The following is a 19,096-nucleotide window of genomic DNA, read 5'->3' on the forward strand; positions in this document are numbered from 1 at the left end:
CGCCGTTCACCGGGCATTCGGAGGGTTCTCCCATGTTGACCGGCGGCGGGATCGTGGCATCGCCGGCGGCCCACGCCGTCACGGACGCCGCCCGGTTCCCGGACCACCGCCGGCGCCGCCCGACACGGCGACTCCCTCGGTGACCGTGGTCGCCGAGACGCCGTTGACGGTGACGATGTAGGCGCCGCCGTCCGTGAGACCCGGACCGCTGTAGAAGACGGCGCCGAAGCTCTGATCGGCCTCGAACGAGGCGATCGAAGTGCCCGCGGCATCCGTCACCTCCACCGTGTCGCCGTCCGAACCGGAGACGGTCGCGGCCACCCACTGCTGTGCGCCGGTGGGCGTGACGAGCACAGAGCCCGCGACGAACAGTTCCCCGCCGTCCACCGCGACCGAGCCGTTCGCGTCGATCGCTCCCTGGCCGCCCGCCGAGCTCGGACCGCTGACGACGGTGGCGCCCCCCGTGATCGCGATCGAGCCGTTGGAGTCGAGGCCGTCGCCCGTCGCGGCGAGGCGCACGGTGCCGCCCGAGATCGTGAGCGTCTCACCGGTGTCCTGCTCGCCGCCGCCCATTCCGCCACCCTGCGCGGCGGTCGACGCCGTCGCCCCGGCCGCGTTGATGCCGTCGTCGCTCGAGGTGACGTCGACGGTGCCGCCGGAGATCGCGATGTCGGTCGCCTCCAGGCCCTCCACCGACTCGGCGACGGTGACCGCGCCGTCGCGGACCTCGAGTCGCTGCTCGGCGTGGATCCCGTCGTCGCCGGAGGTCACGGTCAGCGTGCCGCCGCCGATCCCGACCGACCCGTCGGAGTGGACGCCGTCATCCACCGCCTCGACCGACACGTCGCCGCCGTCGATCGCGACGACCGCGCCGGCGGACACGCCCTTGGGCGAGTCGTCCGATCCGGTCGCCGCCGTCCCGGCCGTCAGGGCGATCGTCCCGCCGGTGATGACGGCATCCGTGGCGGCGGCGATGGCATCGTCGCCGCTCGTGGCGACCACGTCGCCCCCGGTGACGGCGACGAAGCCCTGCGTGGCGTCGTCCGTCTGATCGCTCTTCAGCGCGTCGCCGCCCGCCTCGAGCACGACGGTCCCGCCCTCGACGGTCAGCGAGTCCTTGCCGCGCAGCGCGTCGTCGACTGCCTCGACAGTGATCTCGCTCGAGAGCACGACGAGGTCGTCGGTGCTCGCGATGCCGTCGTTCCCGTTGCCCGATACGGTCAATGAGCCGGTGCCCGAGACGGTCAGGTCGGCGTCGGCGTAGATCGCCGCGTTCGCCCCGGCGTCGTCGGCGTACGACGACGCGTCCGACACCGCGTTCTGGCTCCCGTCCGCCAGATGGAGGGCCACGTCGTCGGCGGTCATCACGGTGATGGCAGGCGAATCGGATGCCGAGATCTCGGCGTCGTCGAGGATCAGCACGACCTGCGCGTCCTCCGGCGCCGCGACGACGACCTGCCCGTCGAGCGATCCGGAGAGCCGGAACACGCCGGCACCGGTGATCGTGACGGTGGAGCCGTCGACGGTCACGGCGTCGGAGTCACTCGACGCCGAATCGCCGTCGAGCGCGATGTCGACGGCATCCGCGTCGCTCCACTCGTCGTCCCGGACGACCGTCGCATCGGCGTTCGCGGCGAGCACGGCGGCGGCGCTGAGATCGGAGTCGACGACGGCCGTCCCCTCGGGCGTCGACGTGTCGTCGGTGCTCAGGCTTACGGCACCGGACGACGCGGCGGTCTGGGTGGCGCAGCCGGCGAGCACCAGGCCGGCGAGGGTGAGAGGGGCGGCGGCCAGGATCAGGCGGCGACGGAGCATGATGTGTCCTCCTTGGGGACGGTCGGGTCGGGGATCGGGGTGACAGCGGAGGGGTGAGGGTGCGGAGCCGCTCGCCGGCCCGGAGCGAAGGGCCCGTGAAGGAGGCGCGCCCAGCGATTGCGGGGGAGCCCGGGGTGCAGCGCGGCGAGGCCGGTCGCGTACTTGCTGACAGTGGCGGGGCGATGACCGGCGCGCCACAGGGCTCGGTCGACGTCGGACGGGCGCGCTCCGGACTTCGTCTCGACGATCGCGGTCTCGGGCAGGGCGAAGCCGTCCGCGTCGGGCTCGATCCACTCCAGCGCGGTGTCGATCGTGGCGCGCCCCGCGCCGTCGGGGGCCAGCAGCGTCGCGCGCCGGTATCGCGTCACCAGGGTCGCATCGAGCTCGTGTGCGCGCTCGGCCGCGAGACCGATGGCGTCGAAGGCATCCGCGACGTCGCCGCGCGCGTCGTCTGTGAGCCGGTCGCGCGTGCGGAGGTCGTACTCGTCACGGTCCTTGACCGTCGTGCCGCGGGCGCCGCGCGTCTTGATCTCGAGGTAGGCGGTGCCCGCGTCGAGGTACGTGCGGGTGCGCAGCTTGAAGCGGCGTCGCCGCGGCTGCGCGGCCATGCGGAAGCTCAGCAGGTCGGGAGTGTCGAAGTACACCGACTCATACGCGAAGTCGCGGGCGCCGTCGATCTCGAGCACCCGCGTGCTCGGGTCGAGGGCGGCGATCACCGCGGCGAGGTCTTCGCGGGGCACCACGTACTTGCGGTCGACGCGAGTGAGGAGGGATGCCTCCGCCACGAGCTCGTCGAGCCGCACCGGTGCGAAGCGGTCGAGGGCGGTCACCGCACCGCTCCTTCCCGCACCGGGGCGGCGTCTGCCGGCCGCGTGCTGAGGTCGTCGTCAGCGCCGGCGGCGGCGCGCGGCATCCGGAACCGCACGTCCACGAGCGTCGTGTCGTTGACGAGGTCGAGCTCCTGGACGGTGAGGGCTGTCACCGTCCCGCCGAGCCGCTCGCCGAGCTCCGCCCGCAGTTCGGCTTCGTCGCTCAGCGCCCGGTCGAGTCGCACCACCTGATGCCGGCTGCGCGAGAGCATCGCCGGGTGATCGGCGGCCCACAGGACGCCGAGGATCAGCACCACGAGCGCGGCGACCGGCCACGGATCCGTCTGCGGAAGGCCGGTGACGAGGCCGATCGCGAGCGCCGCGAAGTAGTACGCCACCTCGCGCTGCGAGATCTCGGACGAGCGGAGCCGGATGATCGACAGCACGCCGAACAGGCCCAGTCCCAGTCCCAGCGCGACCTCGGCCGTCCCGAGCACCGCGGCCACCGCCATCACGCCGACGTTGACGCCGAGGAAGGCGACGACGAGGTCGCGACGGCGGTGCCGGCGGTAGTAGAGCCCGAGGCTTAGCACGAGGGCGGCGGCGAGATCGATGCCGATCAGGATCAGCGCGCTGGTGGTCATGGGTTCCTCCCGATGGGGTGTTCGTTCGCCTCCATCCGAGTCGGCGCGACTATGCGGTTGCTATGCCCCGCGTCTGGCGAGGAGATGAGTTCGGCACGACCGCGAGGCCGACGCTGAGTCACGGCGCCCTCGCGCTGAGGAGCACCGACGCATGCCGGTGGAGCAAGATGGCCGGTTCTTGACACCGTGTCGGGCGCAATGAGGGGCGCATCCTCCCCGGCGTCTGCAAGGGTGGAGGCGTCGACGCGCGCACACCGAAGCGCTCGTCCGATCCGCGTCGCACCAGATCCAGAGGAACGCATGACCCGCATTGGCATCGTCGCCGAAGCGCCCGGCGAGAACCGGGTGGCCGCGACCCCGACCACTGTCCCGAAGCTCATCGGCCTCGGCTACGACGTCGTCGTCGAAGCCGGCGCCGGCGCCGCGTCGTCGTTTCCCGACGCCGCGTACGCCGAGGCCGGCGCGACGATCGTGGACGACCGCACCGCATGGGCGTCGCCGATCGTGCTGAAGGTGGACGCGCCGACCCCGGCCGAGATCGGCCGGCTGGCCGACGGTGCGACGCTGGTCGCGATGCTCAGCCCGGGACTGCGCCCGGACCTCGTGGAGTCCCTCGCGACGCGGGGGATCACCGCGATCGCGCTCGATGCGGTGCCGCGCATCTCGCGGGCGCAGTCGATGGACGTGCTGAGCTCGATGGCGAACATCTCGGGGTATCGCGCCGTGGTCGAGGCCGCCCACGAGTTCGGCCGCTTCTTCACCGGCCAGGTGACCGCGGCGGGCAAGGTGCCGCCGGCGAAGGTCCTCGTGGCGGGCGCCGGTGTCGCCGGCCTCGCGGCGATCGGCGCCGCGTCGAGCCTGGGCGCGATCGTGCGGGCGACCGACCCGCGGCCGGAGGTGGCCGACCAGGTCGCGTCGATCGGCGGGGAGTATCTCGCGGTCATCGTGCCCGACGAGGCCGCGCAGGCGTCGGCCGACGGCTACGCCAAGGCCACGAGCGAGGCCTACGACCGGCGGGCGGCGGAGATCTACTCCGAGCAGGCCGCCGATGTCGACATCATCATCACCACCGCCCTGATCCCGGGCAGGCCCGCGCCTCGCCTCATCACGGCCGCGGATGTCGCGACGATGAAGCCGGGGAGCGTCATCGTCGACATGGCGGCGGCCCAGGGCGGCAACGTCGAGGGCTCGGTGGCGGGGGAGCGGGTGGTGACCGAGAACGGCGTCGTGATCCTCGGCTACACCGACCTGCCGGGGCGCCTGCCCCAGCAGGCGTCGCAGCTGTTCGCCACCAACCTCGTCAATCTGGTCAAGCTCCTCACACCCGGCAAGGACGGCAGGCTCGTCCTGGACTTCGACGACGTCGTGCAGCGCGGGGTCACCGTCGTGCGCGACGGCGCCGTGACGTGGCCGCCGCCTCCCGTCCAGGTCTCGGCCGCCCCCGCCGCCAAGCCCGTCACCGCCGGGTCGGCGGTCGCGCCGAAGCCGCCGATGTCACGTGCCAGGCGGACGGGGCTGATCGTCGCGGGCATCGCCGCGCTGTTCGCGGTCTGCGCGTTCGCGCCACCGCCCCTGCCGCAGCACTTCCTCGTGCTCACGCTCGCGATCGTCGTCGGCTTCTACGTCATCGGTCACGTCGCCCACGCGCTCCACACGCCGCTCATGAGCGTCACCAACGCGATCTCGGGCATCATCGTCGTCGGGGCGATGGTGCAGATCACGCTGCCCGATCTCACCGTCCAGATCCTGGCGGCCGTCGCCGTGCTGCTGGCCAGCATCAACATCTTCGGCGGGTTCGCCGTGACGCGGCGCATGCTGGCGATGTTCCAGAAGGACCAGGCCCGATGATCGGCGTCGCGGGAGCGGTCGCCGGCGCCGCCTACATCGTCGCCGCCCTGCTGTTCATCCTGAGCCTCGCGGGTCTCAGCAAGCACGAGACATCCCGCCGAGGCGTGACGTACGGCATCGTCGGCATGACCGTCGCCCTGGCCGCCACGGTGTGGGCGACCGCGGCCGGCGCGTGGGGCGACGCGTCGGCGACCACCGGGCTCGTGCTGCTCGTGGCCGCCGTGGCGGTCGGCGGCGCCATCGGGCTGTGGCGGGCGCGCCGGGTCGAGATGACCGGGATGCCGGAGCTCATCGCGCTGCTGCACTCCTTCGTCGGCCTCGCCGCCGTCCTGGTCGGGTGGAACGGCGCGCTGTACGACGCGGGCCTCGAGGGGGCGCTCGCCGACATCCATCACGCCGAGGTCTTCATCGGCGTCTTCATCGGCGGTGTGACCTTCACCGGATCCGTCGTCGCCTTCCTGAAGCTGTCGGCGCGCATCTCGTCCAAGCCGTTGATGCTGCCGGGCAAGAACGTCCTCAATGTGGGGGCGCTGGTCCTCTTCCTCGCCCTGACCGTCTGGTACGTGATCACGCCGGAGCTGTGGCTCCTCGTGGCGGTCACCGCGCTCGCCCTCGCCCTCGGCTGGCACCTCGTGGCCTCGATCGGCGGCGGCGACATGCCCGTCGTCGTCTCGATGCTCAACAGCTACTCGGGGTGGGCGGCCGCCGCCGCCGGCTTCCTGCTGAACAACGACCTGCTCATCGTCACCGGCGCCCTCGTCGGCTCGTCCGGTGCCTACCTCAGCTACATCATGTGCAAGGCGATGAACCGCTCGTTCCTCTCGGTCATCGCCGGCGGCTTCGGCATCGAGGCGCCGCGCTCCGGCGAGCAGGACCACGGCGAGCACCGCGAGATCGACGCCGAGACGGCCGCCGACCTGCTCGCCGGGGCATCGTCGGTCGTCATCACGCCGGGCTACGGCATGGCCGTCGCACAGGCGCAGCACGGGGTCGCCGACCTGGTGCACCGGCTGCGCGAGCGCGGCGTGGACGTGCGGTTCGGCATCCACCCCGTCGCCGGGCGGCTTCCGGGGCACATGAACGTGCTCCTGGCCGAGGCGAAGGTGCCCTACGACATCGTGCTGGAGATGGACGAGATCAACGACGACCTCTCGCGGGTGGACGTCGTCCTCGTGATCGGCGCGAACGACACCGTCAATCCCGCCGCAGCCGAGGATCCCGGCAGCCCGATCGCCGGCATGCCGGTGCTGCGGGTATGGGAGGCCGCGAACGTGATCGTCTTCAAGCGCTCGATGGCGTCCGGATATGCGGGCGTGCAGAATCCGCTGTTCTATCGCGAGAACGCGCAGATGCTCTTCGGCGATGCCAAGGAGAAAGTCGACGAAATCCTCGTGCAGCTTTCGCGCACGTGAGAGAGGTGCGGATCAGGCGCTGAATTCCGTCGGCAGGCGTGCGTCAGTGCGCCGCTTCATAAGCCTCGAGAACGGATGCCGGAACCCGGCCCCGATCCGAGACCTGATAGCCGTTCTTCTTCGCCCATTCACGCACCTGGCTGTAATCCTGCTGCCCGGTGCGGCGACGCCTGCGCCCCCCGCTCGACGCCGCTCCGGACGCGGCGCGTGCGGAGGACACGGTCCTCGCAGCGTTGATATAGCGTTCGAGGGCGCCGCGCAGCGCGGCGGCATTCTCGTCGGTGAGGTCGATCTCGTAGGCGACACCGTCCAGCGAGAACAGAACGGTCTCGCCTTCGCCGACTTCAAGAAGTGATCCGTCGAGGTCGTCGACGAGCTGATGCACGATTCTGCGGGCCATGGAAGGCACGATACGCGCATTCGTGTTGCGCGACTATCTCGCCGGCCGTCGTCGGTGGACAACTGCGCGAGGAATTCTGCGGGCACGGCGAATTGCGCACCATTTTCCGCTCGAATTCATGGCGTCGATGGGATGCGAATTCAAAAGAGTCGGGATGAGGGAACGGCTCAGGGCAGGAGTCCGGCCCGGCGAGCCGTCACCACCGCCGCGTGCCGGGTCGAGGCATCCAGCTTCGCCATCGCCGACTGCAGGTACGACTTGACCGTGCCCTCCTTGAGCTCGAGGGTCGCTGCGATCTCGGCGTTGGTGGAGCCCAGCGCGGCGCACGCCAGCACGTCGACCTCGCGGGGCGAGAGTCGCACATCGAGGTCGATCGCAGGCTCCGACGCGTCGTGCGACAGAGCGGCGAGGCGCGTCTCGAGCCGGGCGAGGCGGACGCGCAGCTGCGGGTCGTCGACGATCGCCGCGATGCTGCGCAGCTCGGCGTACGTTTCGCGCAGCTCCTCACGGGCCGAGGCCGCCAGGGAGACGGGTTCGGTGCGCGCGGGGGAGAGGGCGAGTCGGCGCTGCACCTCTTCACGGATGCGCAGTTCACTCGAGAGCTCTTCGGCGACGGCGAAGGCGGGCCGCGCGACCACGTCGCCGACGGGCGACTCCGCCCGGGACCCGCAGTAGATCACGCCACGCGCACGGTCGCCCACCATGACGGGGACCGCGAAGAGCGTCGCGATGCCCTCGCCGAGAACGGCGCGGTCGTAGTCGTGGGTGATGCTCTTGGAAGAGCCGTAGTCCAGCGCGAGCCGCGGACGCTTCTCGACCAGCGCGCGACCGCCCAGCCCGCGCGTGGCCTGCACGACCAGTCCCTGCAGGCTCGGCGTGCGCGCGCCGTGGATGGCGGAGATGTGGACCGCATCGCCCACGGCGAAGCCGCCGAAGGCGACGGGGAAGCGGGTGCGGCGCACGAGCTCGGCGACGGCGTGGTCGAGCGCGCTCGCATCGCCGGCGTCAGCGCCGAGCGCCCCCGTGCGTGTGCGATCGGGGGTGGCTGCGCGGTGTGGAAGAGACGCGCCCACGACTACCTACTTCCGGGGGTGACGGCGTCCTCGCCGTTTTTCGTAGCGTCGACCCTACCACCGGGCGCACGGGCTCACGTGGGCCGGGTTCCCCCCGATCAGGCGCGATGCCGCGCACATCCATGAGGCAAGGAGGCCACATGTCCGAACCGACGACCGAAACCGCTCCGCCGGGCGACATCGACTACATCGCGGTGGAGGAGTCACCGCGATTCGTCGAGCTGAAGCGGCGTCAGCGCGGGTTCGTCTTCCCGCTCGCGATCGCGTTCCTCGTCTGGTACTTCGCGTACGTCCTGCTCTCGTCCTTCGCCCGCGACTTCATGTCGCAGCGCGTGTGGGGCGACATCACGGTCGGGCTGCTGTTCGGGCTCGGCCAGTTCGTGACGACGTTCGCCATCACCATGACGTACGTCTGGTACGCCAACCGCAAGCTCGACCCGATCGCCGAGGAGATCCGCGAGGACCTCGAGCTGCAGGAGCAGGAGGCCCGCGCATGAACGACGTCCTCGGTGCCGTCCACGCCGCCGTGCAGACGGTGGAGAACAACCCCATCCTCAACATCTCGATCTTCGGCGCGTTCGTCGCGGTGACCCTCTTCATCGTGATCCGCGCCAGCCGCAACAACAGCACCGCCGCGGACTACTACGCCGCCGGCCGCTCGTTCACCGGGCCGCAGAACGGCTTCGCGATCTCGGGGGACTACCTCTCGGCGGCGTCGTTCCTCGGCATCTGCGGCGCGATCGCGATCAACGGCTACGACGGGTTCCTCTACTCCATCGGCTTCCTCGTGGCCTGGCTCGTGGCATTGCTGCTCGTCGCCGAGCTCATGCGCAACACCGGCAAGTTCACGATGGCCGACGTGCTGTCGTTCCGCCTGAAGCAGGGCCCGGTCCGGATGGCGGCTGCCGTGACGACCCTGGCGGTGTGCTTCTTCTACCTGCTCGCCCAGATGGCGGGGGCGGGCGGGCTGGTCTCGCTGCTGCTGGGCATCACCGAGCAGCTCGGCCAGTCGATCGTCGTGGCGGTCGTCGGCGTCCTCATGATCGTCTACGTGCTCGTGGGCGGCATGAAGGGCACCACGTGGGTGCAGATCGTCAAGGCGTTCCTGCTCATCGGCGGCGCGCTCGTCATGACGATCTGGGTGCTCGCGATCAACGGCTTCAGCTTCAACGCCCTGCTCGAGAGCGCGGTCGCCGCGTCGCCCAAGGGCGAGGCCATCCTCGGACCGGGCCTGCAGTACGGCGCGAACCCGTGGGACTTCATCTCGCTCGCGATCGCGCTGGTGCTCGGCACCGCGGGCCTGCCGCACGTGCTCATGCGCTTCTACACGGTGCCCACCGCCAAGGAGGCGCGGCGCTCAGTGGTCTGGGCGATCTGGCTGATCGGCCTGTTCTACCTGCTGACGCTCGTGCTCGGCTACGGCGCCGGCGCGCTCGTCGGGCCGGAGCAGATCGCTGCGGCACCCGGCGGCGTGAACTCGGCGGCACCGCTGCTGGCACTGCAGCTGGGCGGCCCGATCCTGCTCGGCTTCATCTCGGCGGTCGCCTTCGCGACGATCCTCGCGGTGGTCGCGGGCCTCACCATCACCGCCGCGGCGTCGTTCGCGCACGACATCTACGCCAACGTGGTGAAGAAGGGCGACGTGCCCCCGGACGGCGAGGTCAAGGTCGCCCGTCGCACGGTGATCGTCATCGGCGTCCTGGCGATCCTCGGCGGCATCGGCGTGCAGGGGCAGAACGTCGCGTTCCTGGTGGCGCTCGCCTTCGCCGTCGCGGCATCGGCCAACCTCCCGACGATCCTCTACTCGCTGTTCTGGCGGGGGTTCACGACGCGCGGCGCGGTGTGGAGCATGTACGGCGGCCTCGCCGCCGCCGTGATCCTCATCTTCCTGTCGCCGGTGTTCTGGGGAGGCGAGACCAGCGTGTTCAAGACGGGCACGCCCATCTGGCCGCTGAACAACCCGGGCATCGTGTCGATCCCGCTCGGGTTCTTCCTCGGCTGGCTCGGCTCGGTCACCTCCCGCACGGCGGAGAGCCGCACCAAGGCGGCCGAGATGGAGGTGCGGTCGCTGACGGGCTTCGGCGCCGAGAAGGCCACGCACCACTGACGGGCGATCGCGGGGTCCGGGCGGAATCCGCCCGGGCCCCGCGGCGTGCGGGCGGCCTACACGCCCGCCGCCGGAGCGGGCGGGATCGCGAGGCCCTGCTCGAGCTCGACGAGGTACCGCTTCACCTCCGGGCGCCCGCCGTACTCCCCGAGGGACCCGTCGGCCCGCACGACTCGGTGCACGGGGACGACCACCGAGAACGGCGTGGTCGCGCACGCCGTCCCCACCGCCCTGGCCGCTCGAGGAACGCCCGCCGCGATGGCCACCTCGCCGTAGCTCGCCGTCTCGCCGTACGGGATGTCGCGCACCGCCTGGAGGGCCGCACGCGTGAAGCCGCGCACGAGCCGCCAGTCCAGCGGGAGGTCGAACTCCCGTCGCCGTCCCTCGAAGTACTCGTCGAGCTGCAGCGCGACGTCGTCCAGCGCCGGGCCGTCGTCCGGGACGGGGTGCGCGCGCAGGCGCAGCCCCACCCGCTCCAGCTCGCCGCCCAGCGGGCCGTCGAACGGGTGCAGTGTCACGATGCCGTCGTCGGCGGCGACGATGAGGATGTCGCCCACGGGCGAGGGGTGTACGCGGTAGCGCGGCGGGTCCGAGGGGGTCATGTGATCATCCTGGTCCTCGCGACGGACGCGGCGGCGGGACGCCTGGCGGCATGGGGGGAATCGCCGCGAGTGGGCACCTGTGGAGGAGCGGTGCCCGCGTGGCCCGGTTCAATACCGCGAAACTCAGGTCCATTGCAAGAGCCGGGCGAGCCGCGCGCTTAGGGTGTCTCGTGTGTGGCGAGGAGAACTGAGCGCCGTGCTGGGCGCGGAGAACGCCGAGCGCGGGCACGACGTGACCCCCGGCGACCTCGGCCTCGCCGAGCCGGGCGTCACGGTCGCGCACGTCGCCGATCCCGAGCGCGACCGGCTGCGTCTTCAGGCCGCGACGCTGGGCGGCAGGTCGACGCTCCTGCATTTCACCGACGGCCACGACGCCGCCATCGAGATCACCAAGGCGCACCCGGGGAGCCTTCCGCAGTTCATCACGGGGCGCTCGACGCTGCTGTCGAACCTGTTCCGCGACGAGGTCGCTCTGCGCAACGCGCGGCTCGCGGCCGAGCGCATCACCGCGAAGGACCAGGAGCTGCGCACGACGCGCGGCCTGGACGCGGTGCGGCTGGCCGTCGGGCTCGCGAACTGGCGGATCGGCGGCCTCTCCTGCAGCGCCCCGGTGCTGCTGCGGCCGCTCGCCATCCGGCGGCACCACGGCGACTTCGAGCTCAAGCTGCACGGATCGTTCTCGGTCAACCCCGAGCTGGTGCGCGCCATGCGCACGCACTTCGGCATCGCGATCGACGCGGGCGCGCTCGCCGCGCTCGCGCACGACGGCGGCGTCTTCAAGCCGCAGCCGGTGATCGACCACCTCCGTGCGCTGACCGCGTCGATCGACAGCTATGCGGTGAAGCCCCGGCTGCTCGTGTCGACCTTCGCCGACGTCGGCGGTGCGATGGCGTCCGACGCGGCCGACCTCGACCATCGGGTGCTCAACGCCCTGGCCGGGCACGTCGCCGACCGCGAGACCATCACCGCTCGCCGCGGCGGCCTCGAGCCGACCAACCCCGACGAGCGTCCGCCCGCCGCCGACACGCTGCTGCTGGACGCCGACTCCGAGCAGGAGCGGGTGCTCGCGCGGATCGCCGACGGCCAGTCGCTCGTCGTCCACACCCTTCCGGGCACGGGGGGCACGCAGACGGTCATCAACGCCGTCGGCGCCCTCGTCCGCGACGGCAAGCGCGTGCTCGTCGTGAGCGCCAGGCGGTCGACCCTCGACGGCGTGCGGCACCGCCTCGCCGGCATCGGGCTCTCCGGCCTCGCCGTGTCGCCCGACCGGCTCCAGCGCGACCTCATCCGCGCGATCGGCCGCAACGAGAAGGCGCAGCCGCCGAAGGTCGCCGACATCGACGACGCCCTCGTGCGGCTGCGGGGGGTGCTCCGCGACTACCGCGCGGCCGTGACGGCGCGGCATCCGTCGTTCGGGGTGTCGGTGCTGGAGATCCTGCGCGAACTCGCCGCCCTCGCCGAGCGGGGCGTCGCGCCGGCCACCGAGGCCCGGTTCGACGCGGAGGCGCTCGCGAACCTCGCCGACAAGCGCGCCGAGGCCGCCGCCAAGCTGGCCGCGGCGGCGCGACTCGGCGAGTTCCGCTTCGGGCCCGACGACTCGCCGTGGTACGGAGTGAGCTTCGACACCGTCGAGCAGGCCCGCGGGACGCACGCGCTCGCGGGGAAGCTCCACCGCAGCGACGTGCCGACGCTCCTCGAGCGCGGGTACGAGATGATCGGCCAGACGCGCATGCGCCCGTTCCACACGGTCGCCGAGCTCGGCGTCTACCTCCGGCTGCTCCGCGGCATCCGCGACTCGCTCGACAAGTTCAGCCTCACCGTGTTCGAGCGTCCGCTCGGCGAGCTCATCCGAGCCCACGCGCCCCGCCGCGACACGCCGGAGATGAGCGGCGCCAACCGCCGCCGCCTCCGCCGGCTGTCGCGGGAGTACCTGCGCCCGGGCGTGCACGTGCCCGACATGTACGAGGCGCTCGTGCGCATCCAGCAGCAGCGCACCGAATGGCAGCGCTACGTCGACCCGGGCGTCACCCCCGAGGTGCCGCTGGGGCTCGGCGACGTCCAGGTCGCGTGGCAGCGCGTCGACGCCGAGCTGGGCGAGCTCGACGCCGCGCTCGGCCGCGACGGCGCCGACCGGCTCGCGACCATCCCCGTCACGAACCTCGTGCGCACGCTCGCCGGCCTCGCCGCCGACTCCGACGTGTTCGACAACCTGAAGGAGCGGGCGACGCTGCGCACCGAGCTCGCCGTGCTCGGGCTCGAGCCCCTCCTGCTCGAGCTCTCGGTCCGCCATGTTCCCGAGGACCAGGTGGCCGCCGAGCTCGAGTACGCGTGGTGGCAGTCCGCGCTCGAGGTGCTGCTGCGCACCGATCGCGCGGTGCTCGGCGCCAACACGGCGGTCGTCGACCGGCTGGAGAGGGACTTCCGCCTCGTGGACGAGGCCCACGCCGCGGCATCCGGCCCGCTCCTGGCCGCCCACCTGGCCACGCAGTGGCGCATCGGCATCGTCGATCACGCCGCCGAGGCCGACGCGCTCAAGCGTGCGCTGAAGCGGGGCACGATCACGCCCGACGAGCTCGTCACCGTCGCGCCGGCGCTCTCGCGCACGCTCGCGCCGGTCTGGCTGGCCTCGCCGTACGAGGTCCCCCGGATCCCGGAGGCGGCAGGATTCGATGTGGTGGTGCTGGCGGATGCCGGAGCCCTCTGCCTGGCCGAGGCCGCTCCGGCCCTGCGCCGCGCGGGCCAGGTCGTGGCGTTCGGGGATCCCGTCACCCAGAAGCCGACGCCGTTCGGCGTCGCGTCGGTGTACGTGGGGCAGGCGCCCGCGGCTGCGACCTCGACGAACGGAAACGGCACCGGCCCCGTGGCGGAGCCCGACGCCCCCGACGAGGTGCCGTTCGATGCGACGAGCGTCTTCGAGCGGCTCGCGGAGCTGTTCCCCGTCGAGACCCTCACCCGCAGCTACCGCGCCGGGGGAGAGGATCTCGCCGCGCTCGTGAACGAGGCGTTCTACGGCGGCGAGCTCGTGTCGCTGCCGTGGGCCGGCTCGTACCTCGGGCGGGGGAGCCTCGCCGTCGACTACGTCGAGGGCGGCAACGGCACGCCCGACCCGATCACCGGGGCCGTCGAGAGCCCCGACGCCGAGGTCGCGCGGGTGGTGACGCTCGTCGTCGAGCACGCCGTCAACCGCGGCAGCGAGTCGCTCATGGTGGTCACCGCCAGCGTCCGGCACGCCGAGCGCATCCGCGCGGCCGTCGAAGCCGCCTTCGCCGGCCGCTCCGACGTCGCCGACTTCGTCTCGCGCGACACGGCGGAGCCGTTCGCGGTGCTGACGCTCGAGGAGTCGGTGGCCGAGAGCCGCGACCGCGTGGTCTTCTCGCTGGGCTACGGCCTCACCAAGCACGGCCGTGTGCTGAGCGACTTCGGCGACCTGTCCACGCCCGACGGCGAGCGGCTGCTCACCGTCGGGATGACCCGGGCTCGCCGCTCGATGGTGATCGTGTCGTCGATCCGCCCGTCGGCCTTCGATGACGGGCGTCTGGAGTACGGTGCGGCGACGCTGATGTCGATCCTCGGCGGCATCGCCGCCCGCTCGCGCGAGGCGCGCCTCGAGGACCTCGCCGACCCCCTCACACGCGCCCTGGCTCGCGAGCTGCGGCGCGCCGGACTCTCGGTCGACGTGCACTACCGCGGCCTGCTGCCGCTGGTCGCCCAGTACGACGGCAAGGCGGTCGTGGTCGAGAGCGACCCCGAGACGATCGGCGAGTCGCTGCGCGAGTCGCTGCGGTTGCGCCCGCAGATCCTGCGCCGCCTCGGCTGGCACTACGTCCGCGTGCACTCCTTCGACCTGTATCGGGACCCGGCCGACGTCGCCCAGCGCATCGCCGCGATGCTCGGTGTGCCGCCAGACGCGCCGCGGGTCGACAGCGAGACCCAGCCGCTCGATGTCCTCGAGTGACCGCCAGCGGATCGAGCGGGTCGCGGGCGCCCGCCGCGCGAAGCTGACGCCTGCGCCCGGGTCCACCGCGGAGCCCGTCCCCGCGGACGAGGAGGCGGATGCCGCGTCCCGGCCGGACGCGGCATCCGAGGGCTCCCCGGGACCGAACGACGAGCGCCTCCGTCGCGACGTGCCCCCGCACTATTGACGCGAGACGGGTCGATGCGAGGGACGAGCGTTGACGCGGCTCGGGTCAAGATCGAGTAGCGAGGAACGAGCGTATCGAGATCTCGCGCAAGACGGCTCAGCGCGGCTGCGCCGGGCCCTGGCTCTGGAGGAGGTCGCGGATCTGGGCGAGGAGCTCCTGCTCGGTGGGCAGCGGCTCCGCGCCAGCCTGGCCGGCGCCGGCCTTCGCGGCCTGCTTCTCCTTCCACCGGTTCATCGGCACGATGAACACGAAGTAGACGATCAGCGCGACAGCGAGGAAGTTGATGAGCGCGCCGATGATGGCACCGATGGCGAAGGTCGACGTGCCGCCGGAGAGCGTCGGCACCTCCCACACCCACGCGCTCAGGTCGCCCACCTGGAAGATGACGCCGATGAGCGGGTTGACGAAGCCTTCGACGAGCGCGTTGACGATCGCCGTGAACGCCGCGCCGATGACGACGGCGACGGCCAGGTCGATGACGTTGCCGCGGAGAATGAACTCCTTGAATCCCTTGATCACGATGAACCCCCGGGGTCGTGGATCCCGCGACGGGCGCCGGACGTTCAGGATCCGGACGACGCGGGCGAGGCCTTCGCCTCAGGCTTCGATGATGTCGTAGCGGGTGCCGCCCCGCCACCCGACGCGTCGGATCCACCGGACTTCGCGCCGGCGCGGGAATCGGTGCGGTAGAAGCCCGAGCCGTTGAAGGTCACGCCGATCGAGCCGTACTCCTTGCGCAGCGGCCCGCCGCATTCCGGGCACTCCGTCAGGGTGGGGTCGGCGAAGGACTGCACCGCGTCGAAGCGATGACCGCACTGCTTGCAGGCGTAGGCGTAGGTGGGCATGTGTCTCTCGGTGGGTTCTGTCAGCGCCGGGTGGGCGCGAGGGTGATGGTGCGCGTGGGGGTCACCACGCCGGTGACCGGCTGGTCGTGGACGTCGCTGGGCAGCTCGTCGAGCACCTCCGAGTCGTAGACCACGGCGTAGACCGGCGGGCACCGCTCCATCGAGCCGAGCGTCTTGTCGAAGAAGCCGCGTCCCCAGCCGAGTCGCATGCCGGACTCGTCGACGGCGGCGGCCGGGATGACGAGCAGGTCGACGTCGTTGACGGCGATCGGCCCGAGCAGCTCGCCCACCGGCTCGGGCAGCCCGTACATGCCCTCGGCGATGTCGCCCTCGGGGGTGGCCACCGCCCAGTCCAGCAGGCCGTCGGCACGGGTCACCGGCAGGAGCACGCGGATGCCGCGGGCGACGGCATCCGTCACGAAGGACCTCGTCCCGGGCTCGGCCGTAGTGGACAGGAAGCAGGAGATCGACCGCGCGCCGTGCTCGGCGACGAGGGCGTCGAGCTGCGCGTGGATGCCGGCCTCGGCCGCCTCGCGGGCCTGGTCGGACAGCAGCTGCCGGCGCTCGCGCAACTCGGCGCGCAGTGCGCGTTTCGCGTCGGCGATCGCGTCGGACATGACGTCGATTCTACGTGGCGCGAATCGTAACGGGTCCGCACGCCGGGCGGGGCCGTGTCGGACGCCCCTCTAGACTCAGGTCATGCCCCATACTCCGATCAAGGCCGTCATCCCGGCCGCCGGTCTCGGCACCCGCTTCCTCCCCGCAACCAAGGCGATGCCCAAGGAGATGCTCCCCGTCGTCGACAAGCCGGCGATCCAGTACGTCGTGGAAGAGGCCGCGCAGGCCGGGATCGACGACATCCTCGTGATCATCGGGCGCAACAAGAACGCCATCTCCAACCACTTCGACTCGGTGCCCGAGCTCGAGGAGAAGCTGAAGGACAAGGGCGACGTCGATCGCCTGCACCGTGTGCTGGAGTCGAGCGACCTCGCCGACATCCACTTCGTGCGGCAGGGCGAGCCGAAGGGTCTGGGGCACGCGGTGCTGCGTGCGAAGGCGCACGTCGGCGACGCGTCGTTCGCGGTCATGCTGGGCGACGACCTCATCGACGAGCGCGACGAGCTGCTGACCACGATGATCGCCGAGCACGAGCGCACCGGGGCGGCGATCATCGCCCTCATGGAGGTCGACCCGTCGCAGATCCACCTGTACGGCGTCGCCTCGGTCGAGTCGACCAACGGCGACGGCGTGGTCAAGGTCAACGGCCTGGTCGAGAAGCCCAAGGCCGAGGACGCCCCGTCGAACCTCGCGGTGATCGGCCGCTACGTGCTCTCGCCGAACGTGTTCGAGATCCTCGAGCGCACCGAGCCCGGCAAGGGCGGCGAGATCCAGCTGACCGACGCGCTGCAGGAGCTCGCGGCCGACCCCGACGGACCCGGTGTGTACGGCGTCGTCTTCCGTGGCCGCCGGTACGACACCGGCGATAGGGTGGACTACATCAAGGCCATCGTGCAGCTCGCGGCCGATCGTGACGATCTCGGCCCGGCGCTGCGTCCCTGGTTCAAGGAGTTCGCGGCGGGCCTCTGACGCCGCCCGTACGAGGGGGTCACGTGGATCTGACGGCTCCCCGCAGCCACGGATCGGTGGCGATCCGGCTGGTCCGCCAGCGCGACGCGCGCGTGCTGCAGAACGAGCTGCTGTCGAACCGCGGCTGGCTGCGCCCGTGGGAGGCGACGAGCCCCGACGGGCCGGTGTCGTTCGACATGCGGATGGGTGTGCGCCGGCTGCTGCAGCAGTATCGCGACGGCGCCGGGGTGCCGTTCGTGATGGAGTACGCGGGCGACATCGCCGGCCAGCTGAACGTGTGGGGCATCGCGCGCGGCTCGCTGGCCTCCGCCACGATCGGCTACTGGGTGAGCGAGCGCTTCGCCGGACGCGGGATCACCCCGACCGCCGTCGCGCTGGCCACCGACATCTGCTTCTCCGAGCTGCGGCTGCATCGCATGGAGATCTGCATCCGGCCCGAGAACCAGGCCAGCCTGCGGGTCGTCGAGAAGCTCGGCTTCCGCTACGAGGGGCTGCGACGGCGGTACATCCACATCGACGGCGACTGGCGGGACCACTACGCGTTCGCCCTCGTGCGCGAGGAGGTCCCCGAGGGCGTGCTGCAGCGGTGGGTGTCGGGCCACGCCCCGCAGGACGCCGCGACGATCCCGCCCGCCGACCGCCTGCACGCCTGAGCGCTCCCCGGCGCCCGCCGGGTGCGCGTCCCGGCGGATCCCGACGCTGACCCGGCGAAAACCGGCTTGCGTGACACGCGACCGGATGCCGCGGTCATCGGCATCCAGTCCCTTAGCGTGGGGTCTATGGATGGGCAGGTGCTGGGCGGGGGCGTCATCGTCCTCGTCGCCGCCGCCCTCTGGCTGATCTACCTGCTGCCGACGTGGCACAGCCGTCGCCAGTACGACGCCGCCGAGCGCAACGCCGTGCGCCTGAGCCAGGCGCTGCGCGTGCTCGCCGAGACGAGTGAGACTCCGGAAGAGGTGCGGCTCGAGCTCAACGCGCGCACCGCCGCCGCGCAGCAGCGGCTGGCCAGGCGGGCGCTCGCAGAACGCGAGCAGGCCGCCCTCGAGGGCGCCCGCGTCGAGCTGGAGCGCGCCCGCGCCGAGCGCGAGGCCGCCGAGGTGGCCGCCCGGCTCGATCGGGAGCGCACCCGTGCCGAGCGGGTCGCTGCCGAAGCCGCCGCCCGCGTCAGCCTGGAGCACGCCCGCGCCGAGCGTGAGGCCGCCGGGGCGGCCGCCCGTGCCGAGATCGCCGCGGCACGCGCGCTTCCCGACGCGCGTCGTGCCCGCGCACGGCGCCGCTTCCGGCTCGTCGCGACGCTCGCCGGCCTCGCCGGCATCGCGCTGGCCGGGTGGGGAGTGTTCGAGACCCTCACCGCGGGAGCGCAGGCGCTGCTGTGGACCGGGGTCGGCATGGCCGCGGCATCCGTCCTCACGCTTCAGCGTCTGTCACGCGTCGCCTCACGCGCCGTGTCGAGGTCGGCGGATGCCGCGCCCCGACGCGCCGCCGAACTCCAGGACGTCGAGCTCGAGCGCGCAGAGCGCGCCTGGGAGCCGCGCGACCTTCCCCGGCCCCTCACGGCGTCGGCGGGTTCGCGGGCGGCCGCCGTGCTGGACGCGGAGGCCGCGCGTGCGGCGCTGCGGCAGGCGGCGCTGGAGCAGGCGATGCTCGCGCGTTCCGAGGCGCCGCAGCCCGCGCCGATCGAGGCGGCCCGCACCGCTCGGAGCGCCTCGGAGGGCAGCGTGTACGGTCGGATGGGGTACGTCGACGACGCCGAGATCGAGGCGCACGTCCGGCAGCTGCTGACCCGCCGCGTAGCCGGCCAGTAGACCCCTC

Annotated in this window: 18 protein-coding genes; 9 read left to right on the forward strand and 9 right to left on the reverse strand. The window is 72.0% G+C overall.

What is annotated here, in order from left to right; all coding sequences use genetic code 11:
* Positions 1-78: 78 nt before the first annotated feature.
* Genes ACZBH1_RS12390 through ACZBH1_RS12400 form a run of 3 tightly spaced genes read right to left on the reverse strand, consistent with a single transcriptional unit; the run spans position 79 to position 3,268 of the window.
* Positions 79-1,815 carry a carbohydrate-binding domain-containing protein gene (locus tag ACZBH1_RS12390; RefSeq protein ID WP_463646526.1) on the reverse strand — a complete coding sequence of 579 codons (1,737 nt, stop codon included), beginning with the start codon at positions 1,813-1,815 and terminating at the stop codon, positions 79-81.
* A complete protein-coding gene (locus ACZBH1_RS12395) occupies positions 1,797-2,645 on the reverse strand; it encodes a polyphosphate polymerase domain-containing protein (RefSeq protein ID WP_463646527.1) in 849 nt (282 codons plus the stop codon). The genes ACZBH1_RS12390 and ACZBH1_RS12395 overlap by 19 nt, the downstream gene beginning before the upstream one ends.
* On the reverse strand, positions 2,642-3,268 hold the full coding sequence (locus tag ACZBH1_RS12400) for a DUF4956 domain-containing protein (protein WP_463646528.1): 627 nt from the start codon (positions 3,266-3,268) through the stop codon (positions 2,642-2,644). Before ACZBH1_RS12400 ends, ACZBH1_RS12395 begins: the two co-directional genes overlap by 4 nt.
* A gap of 300 nt (positions 3,269-3,568) precedes the next feature.
* On the opposite strand from ACZBH1_RS12400, the gene ACZBH1_RS12405 reads away from it, so the two are divergent.
* Together ACZBH1_RS12405 and pntB are read left to right on the forward strand one after the other, a co-directional pair.
* The gene (locus ACZBH1_RS12405; protein ID WP_463646529.1) at positions 3,569-5,116 is read left to right on the forward strand and encodes a Re/Si-specific NAD(P)(+) transhydrogenase subunit alpha; all 1,548 of its coding nucleotides are present in this window, start codon (positions 3,569-3,571) and stop codon (positions 5,114-5,116) included.
* Positions 5,113-6,528, forward strand: a complete 1,416-nt coding sequence (pntB, locus tag ACZBH1_RS12410) for a Re/Si-specific NAD(P)(+) transhydrogenase subunit beta (protein WP_336396583.1) — start codon at positions 5,113-5,115, stop codon at positions 6,526-6,528. Before ACZBH1_RS12405 ends, pntB begins: the two co-directional genes overlap by 4 nt.
* 43 nt (positions 6,529-6,571) lie before the next feature.
* On the opposite strand, the gene ACZBH1_RS12415 is transcribed toward pntB, so the two are convergent.
* Positions 6,572-6,928 carry a histone-like nucleoid-structuring protein Lsr2 gene (locus ACZBH1_RS12415; protein ID WP_336396582.1) on the reverse strand — a complete coding sequence of 119 codons (357 nt, stop codon included), beginning with the start codon at positions 6,926-6,928 and terminating at the stop codon, positions 6,572-6,574.
* 167 nt (positions 6,929-7,095) lie between these two features.
* Positions 7,096-8,001, reverse strand: a complete 906-nt coding sequence (locus ACZBH1_RS12420) for a helix-turn-helix transcriptional regulator (RefSeq protein ID WP_463646530.1) — start codon at positions 7,999-8,001, stop codon at positions 7,096-7,098.
* A gap of 140 nt (positions 8,002-8,141) precedes the next feature.
* Here ACZBH1_RS12420 and ACZBH1_RS12425 point away from each other — a divergent pair, with 140 nt between their 5' ends.
* Together ACZBH1_RS12425 and ACZBH1_RS12430 are read left to right on the forward strand one after the other, a co-directional pair.
* The gene (locus tag ACZBH1_RS12425) at positions 8,142-8,498 is read left to right on the forward strand and encodes a DUF485 domain-containing protein (protein WP_336396581.1); all 357 of its coding nucleotides are present in this window, start codon (positions 8,142-8,144) and stop codon (positions 8,496-8,498) included.
* A complete protein-coding gene (locus ACZBH1_RS12430; protein ID WP_336396580.1) occupies positions 8,495-10,108 on the forward strand; it encodes a monocarboxylic acid transporter in 1,614 nt (537 codons plus the stop codon). Before ACZBH1_RS12425 ends, ACZBH1_RS12430 begins: the two co-directional genes overlap by 4 nt.
* Positions 10,109-10,164: 56 nt before the next feature.
* On the opposite strand, the gene ACZBH1_RS12435 is transcribed toward ACZBH1_RS12430, so the two are convergent.
* Positions 10,165-10,710 carry a methylated-DNA--[protein]-cysteine S-methyltransferase gene (locus ACZBH1_RS12435; protein ID WP_463646531.1) on the reverse strand — a complete coding sequence of 182 codons (546 nt, stop codon included), beginning with the start codon at positions 10,708-10,710 and terminating at the stop codon, positions 10,165-10,167.
* Positions 10,711-10,873: 163 nt separating this feature from the next.
* Between ACZBH1_RS12435 and ACZBH1_RS12440 the strand changes: the two genes are divergently transcribed.
* The gene (locus ACZBH1_RS12440) at positions 10,874-14,665 is read left to right on the forward strand and encodes an AAA family ATPase (RefSeq protein ID WP_463646532.1); all 3,792 of its coding nucleotides are present in this window, start codon (positions 10,874-10,876) and stop codon (positions 14,663-14,665) included.
* Positions 14,652-14,852 carry a hypothetical protein gene (locus ACZBH1_RS12445; RefSeq protein ID WP_336396577.1) on the forward strand — a complete coding sequence of 67 codons (201 nt, stop codon included), beginning with the start codon at positions 14,652-14,654 and terminating at the stop codon, positions 14,850-14,852. Before ACZBH1_RS12440 ends, ACZBH1_RS12445 begins: the two co-directional genes overlap by 14 nt.
* A 96-nt stretch (positions 14,853-14,948) precedes the next feature.
* Here ACZBH1_RS12445 and mscL read toward each other — a convergent pair whose 3' ends face one another.
* Genes mscL through ACZBH1_RS12460 form a run of 3 tightly spaced genes read right to left on the reverse strand, consistent with a single transcriptional unit; the run spans position 14,949 to position 16,314 of the window.
* A complete protein-coding gene (mscL, locus tag ACZBH1_RS12450) occupies positions 14,949-15,371 on the reverse strand; it encodes a large conductance mechanosensitive channel protein MscL (protein WP_463646533.1) in 423 nt (140 codons plus the stop codon).
* Between the two features lie 44 nt (positions 15,372-15,415).
* Positions 15,416-15,697: an FmdB family zinc ribbon protein gene (locus ACZBH1_RS12455; protein WP_336396575.1), complete on the reverse strand. Its 282-nt coding sequence runs from the start codon at positions 15,695-15,697 to the stop codon at positions 15,416-15,418.
* Between the two features lie 20 nt (positions 15,698-15,717).
* Positions 15,718-16,314 (reverse strand): 5-formyltetrahydrofolate cyclo-ligase, encoded by a 597-nt coding sequence (locus ACZBH1_RS12460; RefSeq protein WP_378881709.1) that lies wholly within the window; start codon positions 16,312-16,314, stop codon positions 15,718-15,720.
* Between the two features lie 82 nt (positions 16,315-16,396).
* Here ACZBH1_RS12460 and galU point away from each other — a divergent pair, with 82 nt between their 5' ends.
* The 3 genes from galU (at position 16,397) to ACZBH1_RS12475 (ending at position 19,089) form a co-directional block, all read left to right on the forward strand.
* Positions 16,397-17,284 (forward strand): UTP--glucose-1-phosphate uridylyltransferase GalU, encoded by an 888-nt coding sequence (galU, locus tag ACZBH1_RS12465; protein ID WP_336396573.1) that lies wholly within the window; start codon positions 16,397-16,399, stop codon positions 17,282-17,284.
* 23 nt (positions 17,285-17,307) lie between these two features.
* Positions 17,308-17,937, forward strand: coding sequence for a GNAT family N-acetyltransferase (locus tag ACZBH1_RS12470; protein ID WP_336396572.1), 630 nt, complete (start codon positions 17,308-17,310; stop codon positions 17,935-17,937).
* Positions 17,938-18,063: 126 nt separating this feature from the next.
* Positions 18,064-19,089, forward strand: a complete 1,026-nt coding sequence (locus tag ACZBH1_RS12475) for a large exoprotein (RefSeq protein WP_463646534.1) — start codon at positions 18,064-18,066, stop codon at positions 19,087-19,089.
* The last annotated feature ends 7 nt before the right edge of the window (positions 19,090-19,096 follow it).

Source organism: Microbacterium sp. ZXT2-5 (genome assembly GCF_055329545.1).

Excerpts from the sequence above, each read along its gene's own strand:
- ACZBH1_RS12390 (WP_463646526.1), bottom strand. The coding sequence starts at position 1,815 with ATGCTCCGTCGCCGCCTGATCCTGGCCGCCGCCCCTCTCACCCTCGCC.
- ACZBH1_RS12400 (WP_463646528.1), bottom strand. The coding sequence starts at position 3,268 with ATGACCACCAGCGCGCTGATCCTGATCGGCATCGATCTCGCCGCCGCC.
- ACZBH1_RS12405 (WP_463646529.1), top strand. The coding sequence starts at position 3,569 with ATGACCCGCATTGGCATCGTCGCCGAAGCGCCCGGCGAGAACCGGGTG.
- pntB (WP_336396583.1), top strand. The coding sequence starts at position 5,113 with ATGATCGGCGTCGCGGGAGCGGTCGCCGGCGCCGCCTACATCGTCGCC.
- ACZBH1_RS12415 (WP_336396582.1), bottom strand. The coding sequence starts at position 6,928 with ATGGCCCGCAGAATCGTGCATCAGCTCGTCGACGACCTCGACGGATCA.
- ACZBH1_RS12425 (WP_336396581.1), top strand. The coding sequence starts at position 8,142 with ATGTCCGAACCGACGACCGAAACCGCTCCGCCGGGCGACATCGACTAC.
- ACZBH1_RS12430 (WP_336396580.1), top strand. The coding sequence starts at position 8,495 with ATGAACGACGTCCTCGGTGCCGTCCACGCCGCCGTGCAGACGGTGGAG.
- ACZBH1_RS12435 (WP_463646531.1), bottom strand. The coding sequence starts at position 10,710 with ATGACCCCCTCGGACCCGCCGCGCTACCGCGTACACCCCTCGCCCGTG.
- ACZBH1_RS12445 (WP_336396577.1), top strand. The coding sequence starts at position 14,652 with ATGTCCTCGAGTGACCGCCAGCGGATCGAGCGGGTCGCGGGCGCCCGC.
- ACZBH1_RS12455 (WP_336396575.1), bottom strand. The coding sequence starts at position 15,697 with ATGCCCACCTACGCCTACGCCTGCAAGCAGTGCGGTCATCGCTTCGAC.
- ACZBH1_RS12460 (WP_378881709.1), bottom strand. The coding sequence starts at position 16,314 with ATGTCCGACGCGATCGCCGACGCGAAACGCGCACTGCGCGCCGAGTTG.
- galU (WP_336396573.1), top strand. The coding sequence starts at position 16,397 with ATGCCCCATACTCCGATCAAGGCCGTCATCCCGGCCGCCGGTCTCGGC.
- ACZBH1_RS12475 (WP_463646534.1), top strand. The coding sequence starts at position 18,064 with ATGGATGGGCAGGTGCTGGGCGGGGGCGTCATCGTCCTCGTCGCCGCC.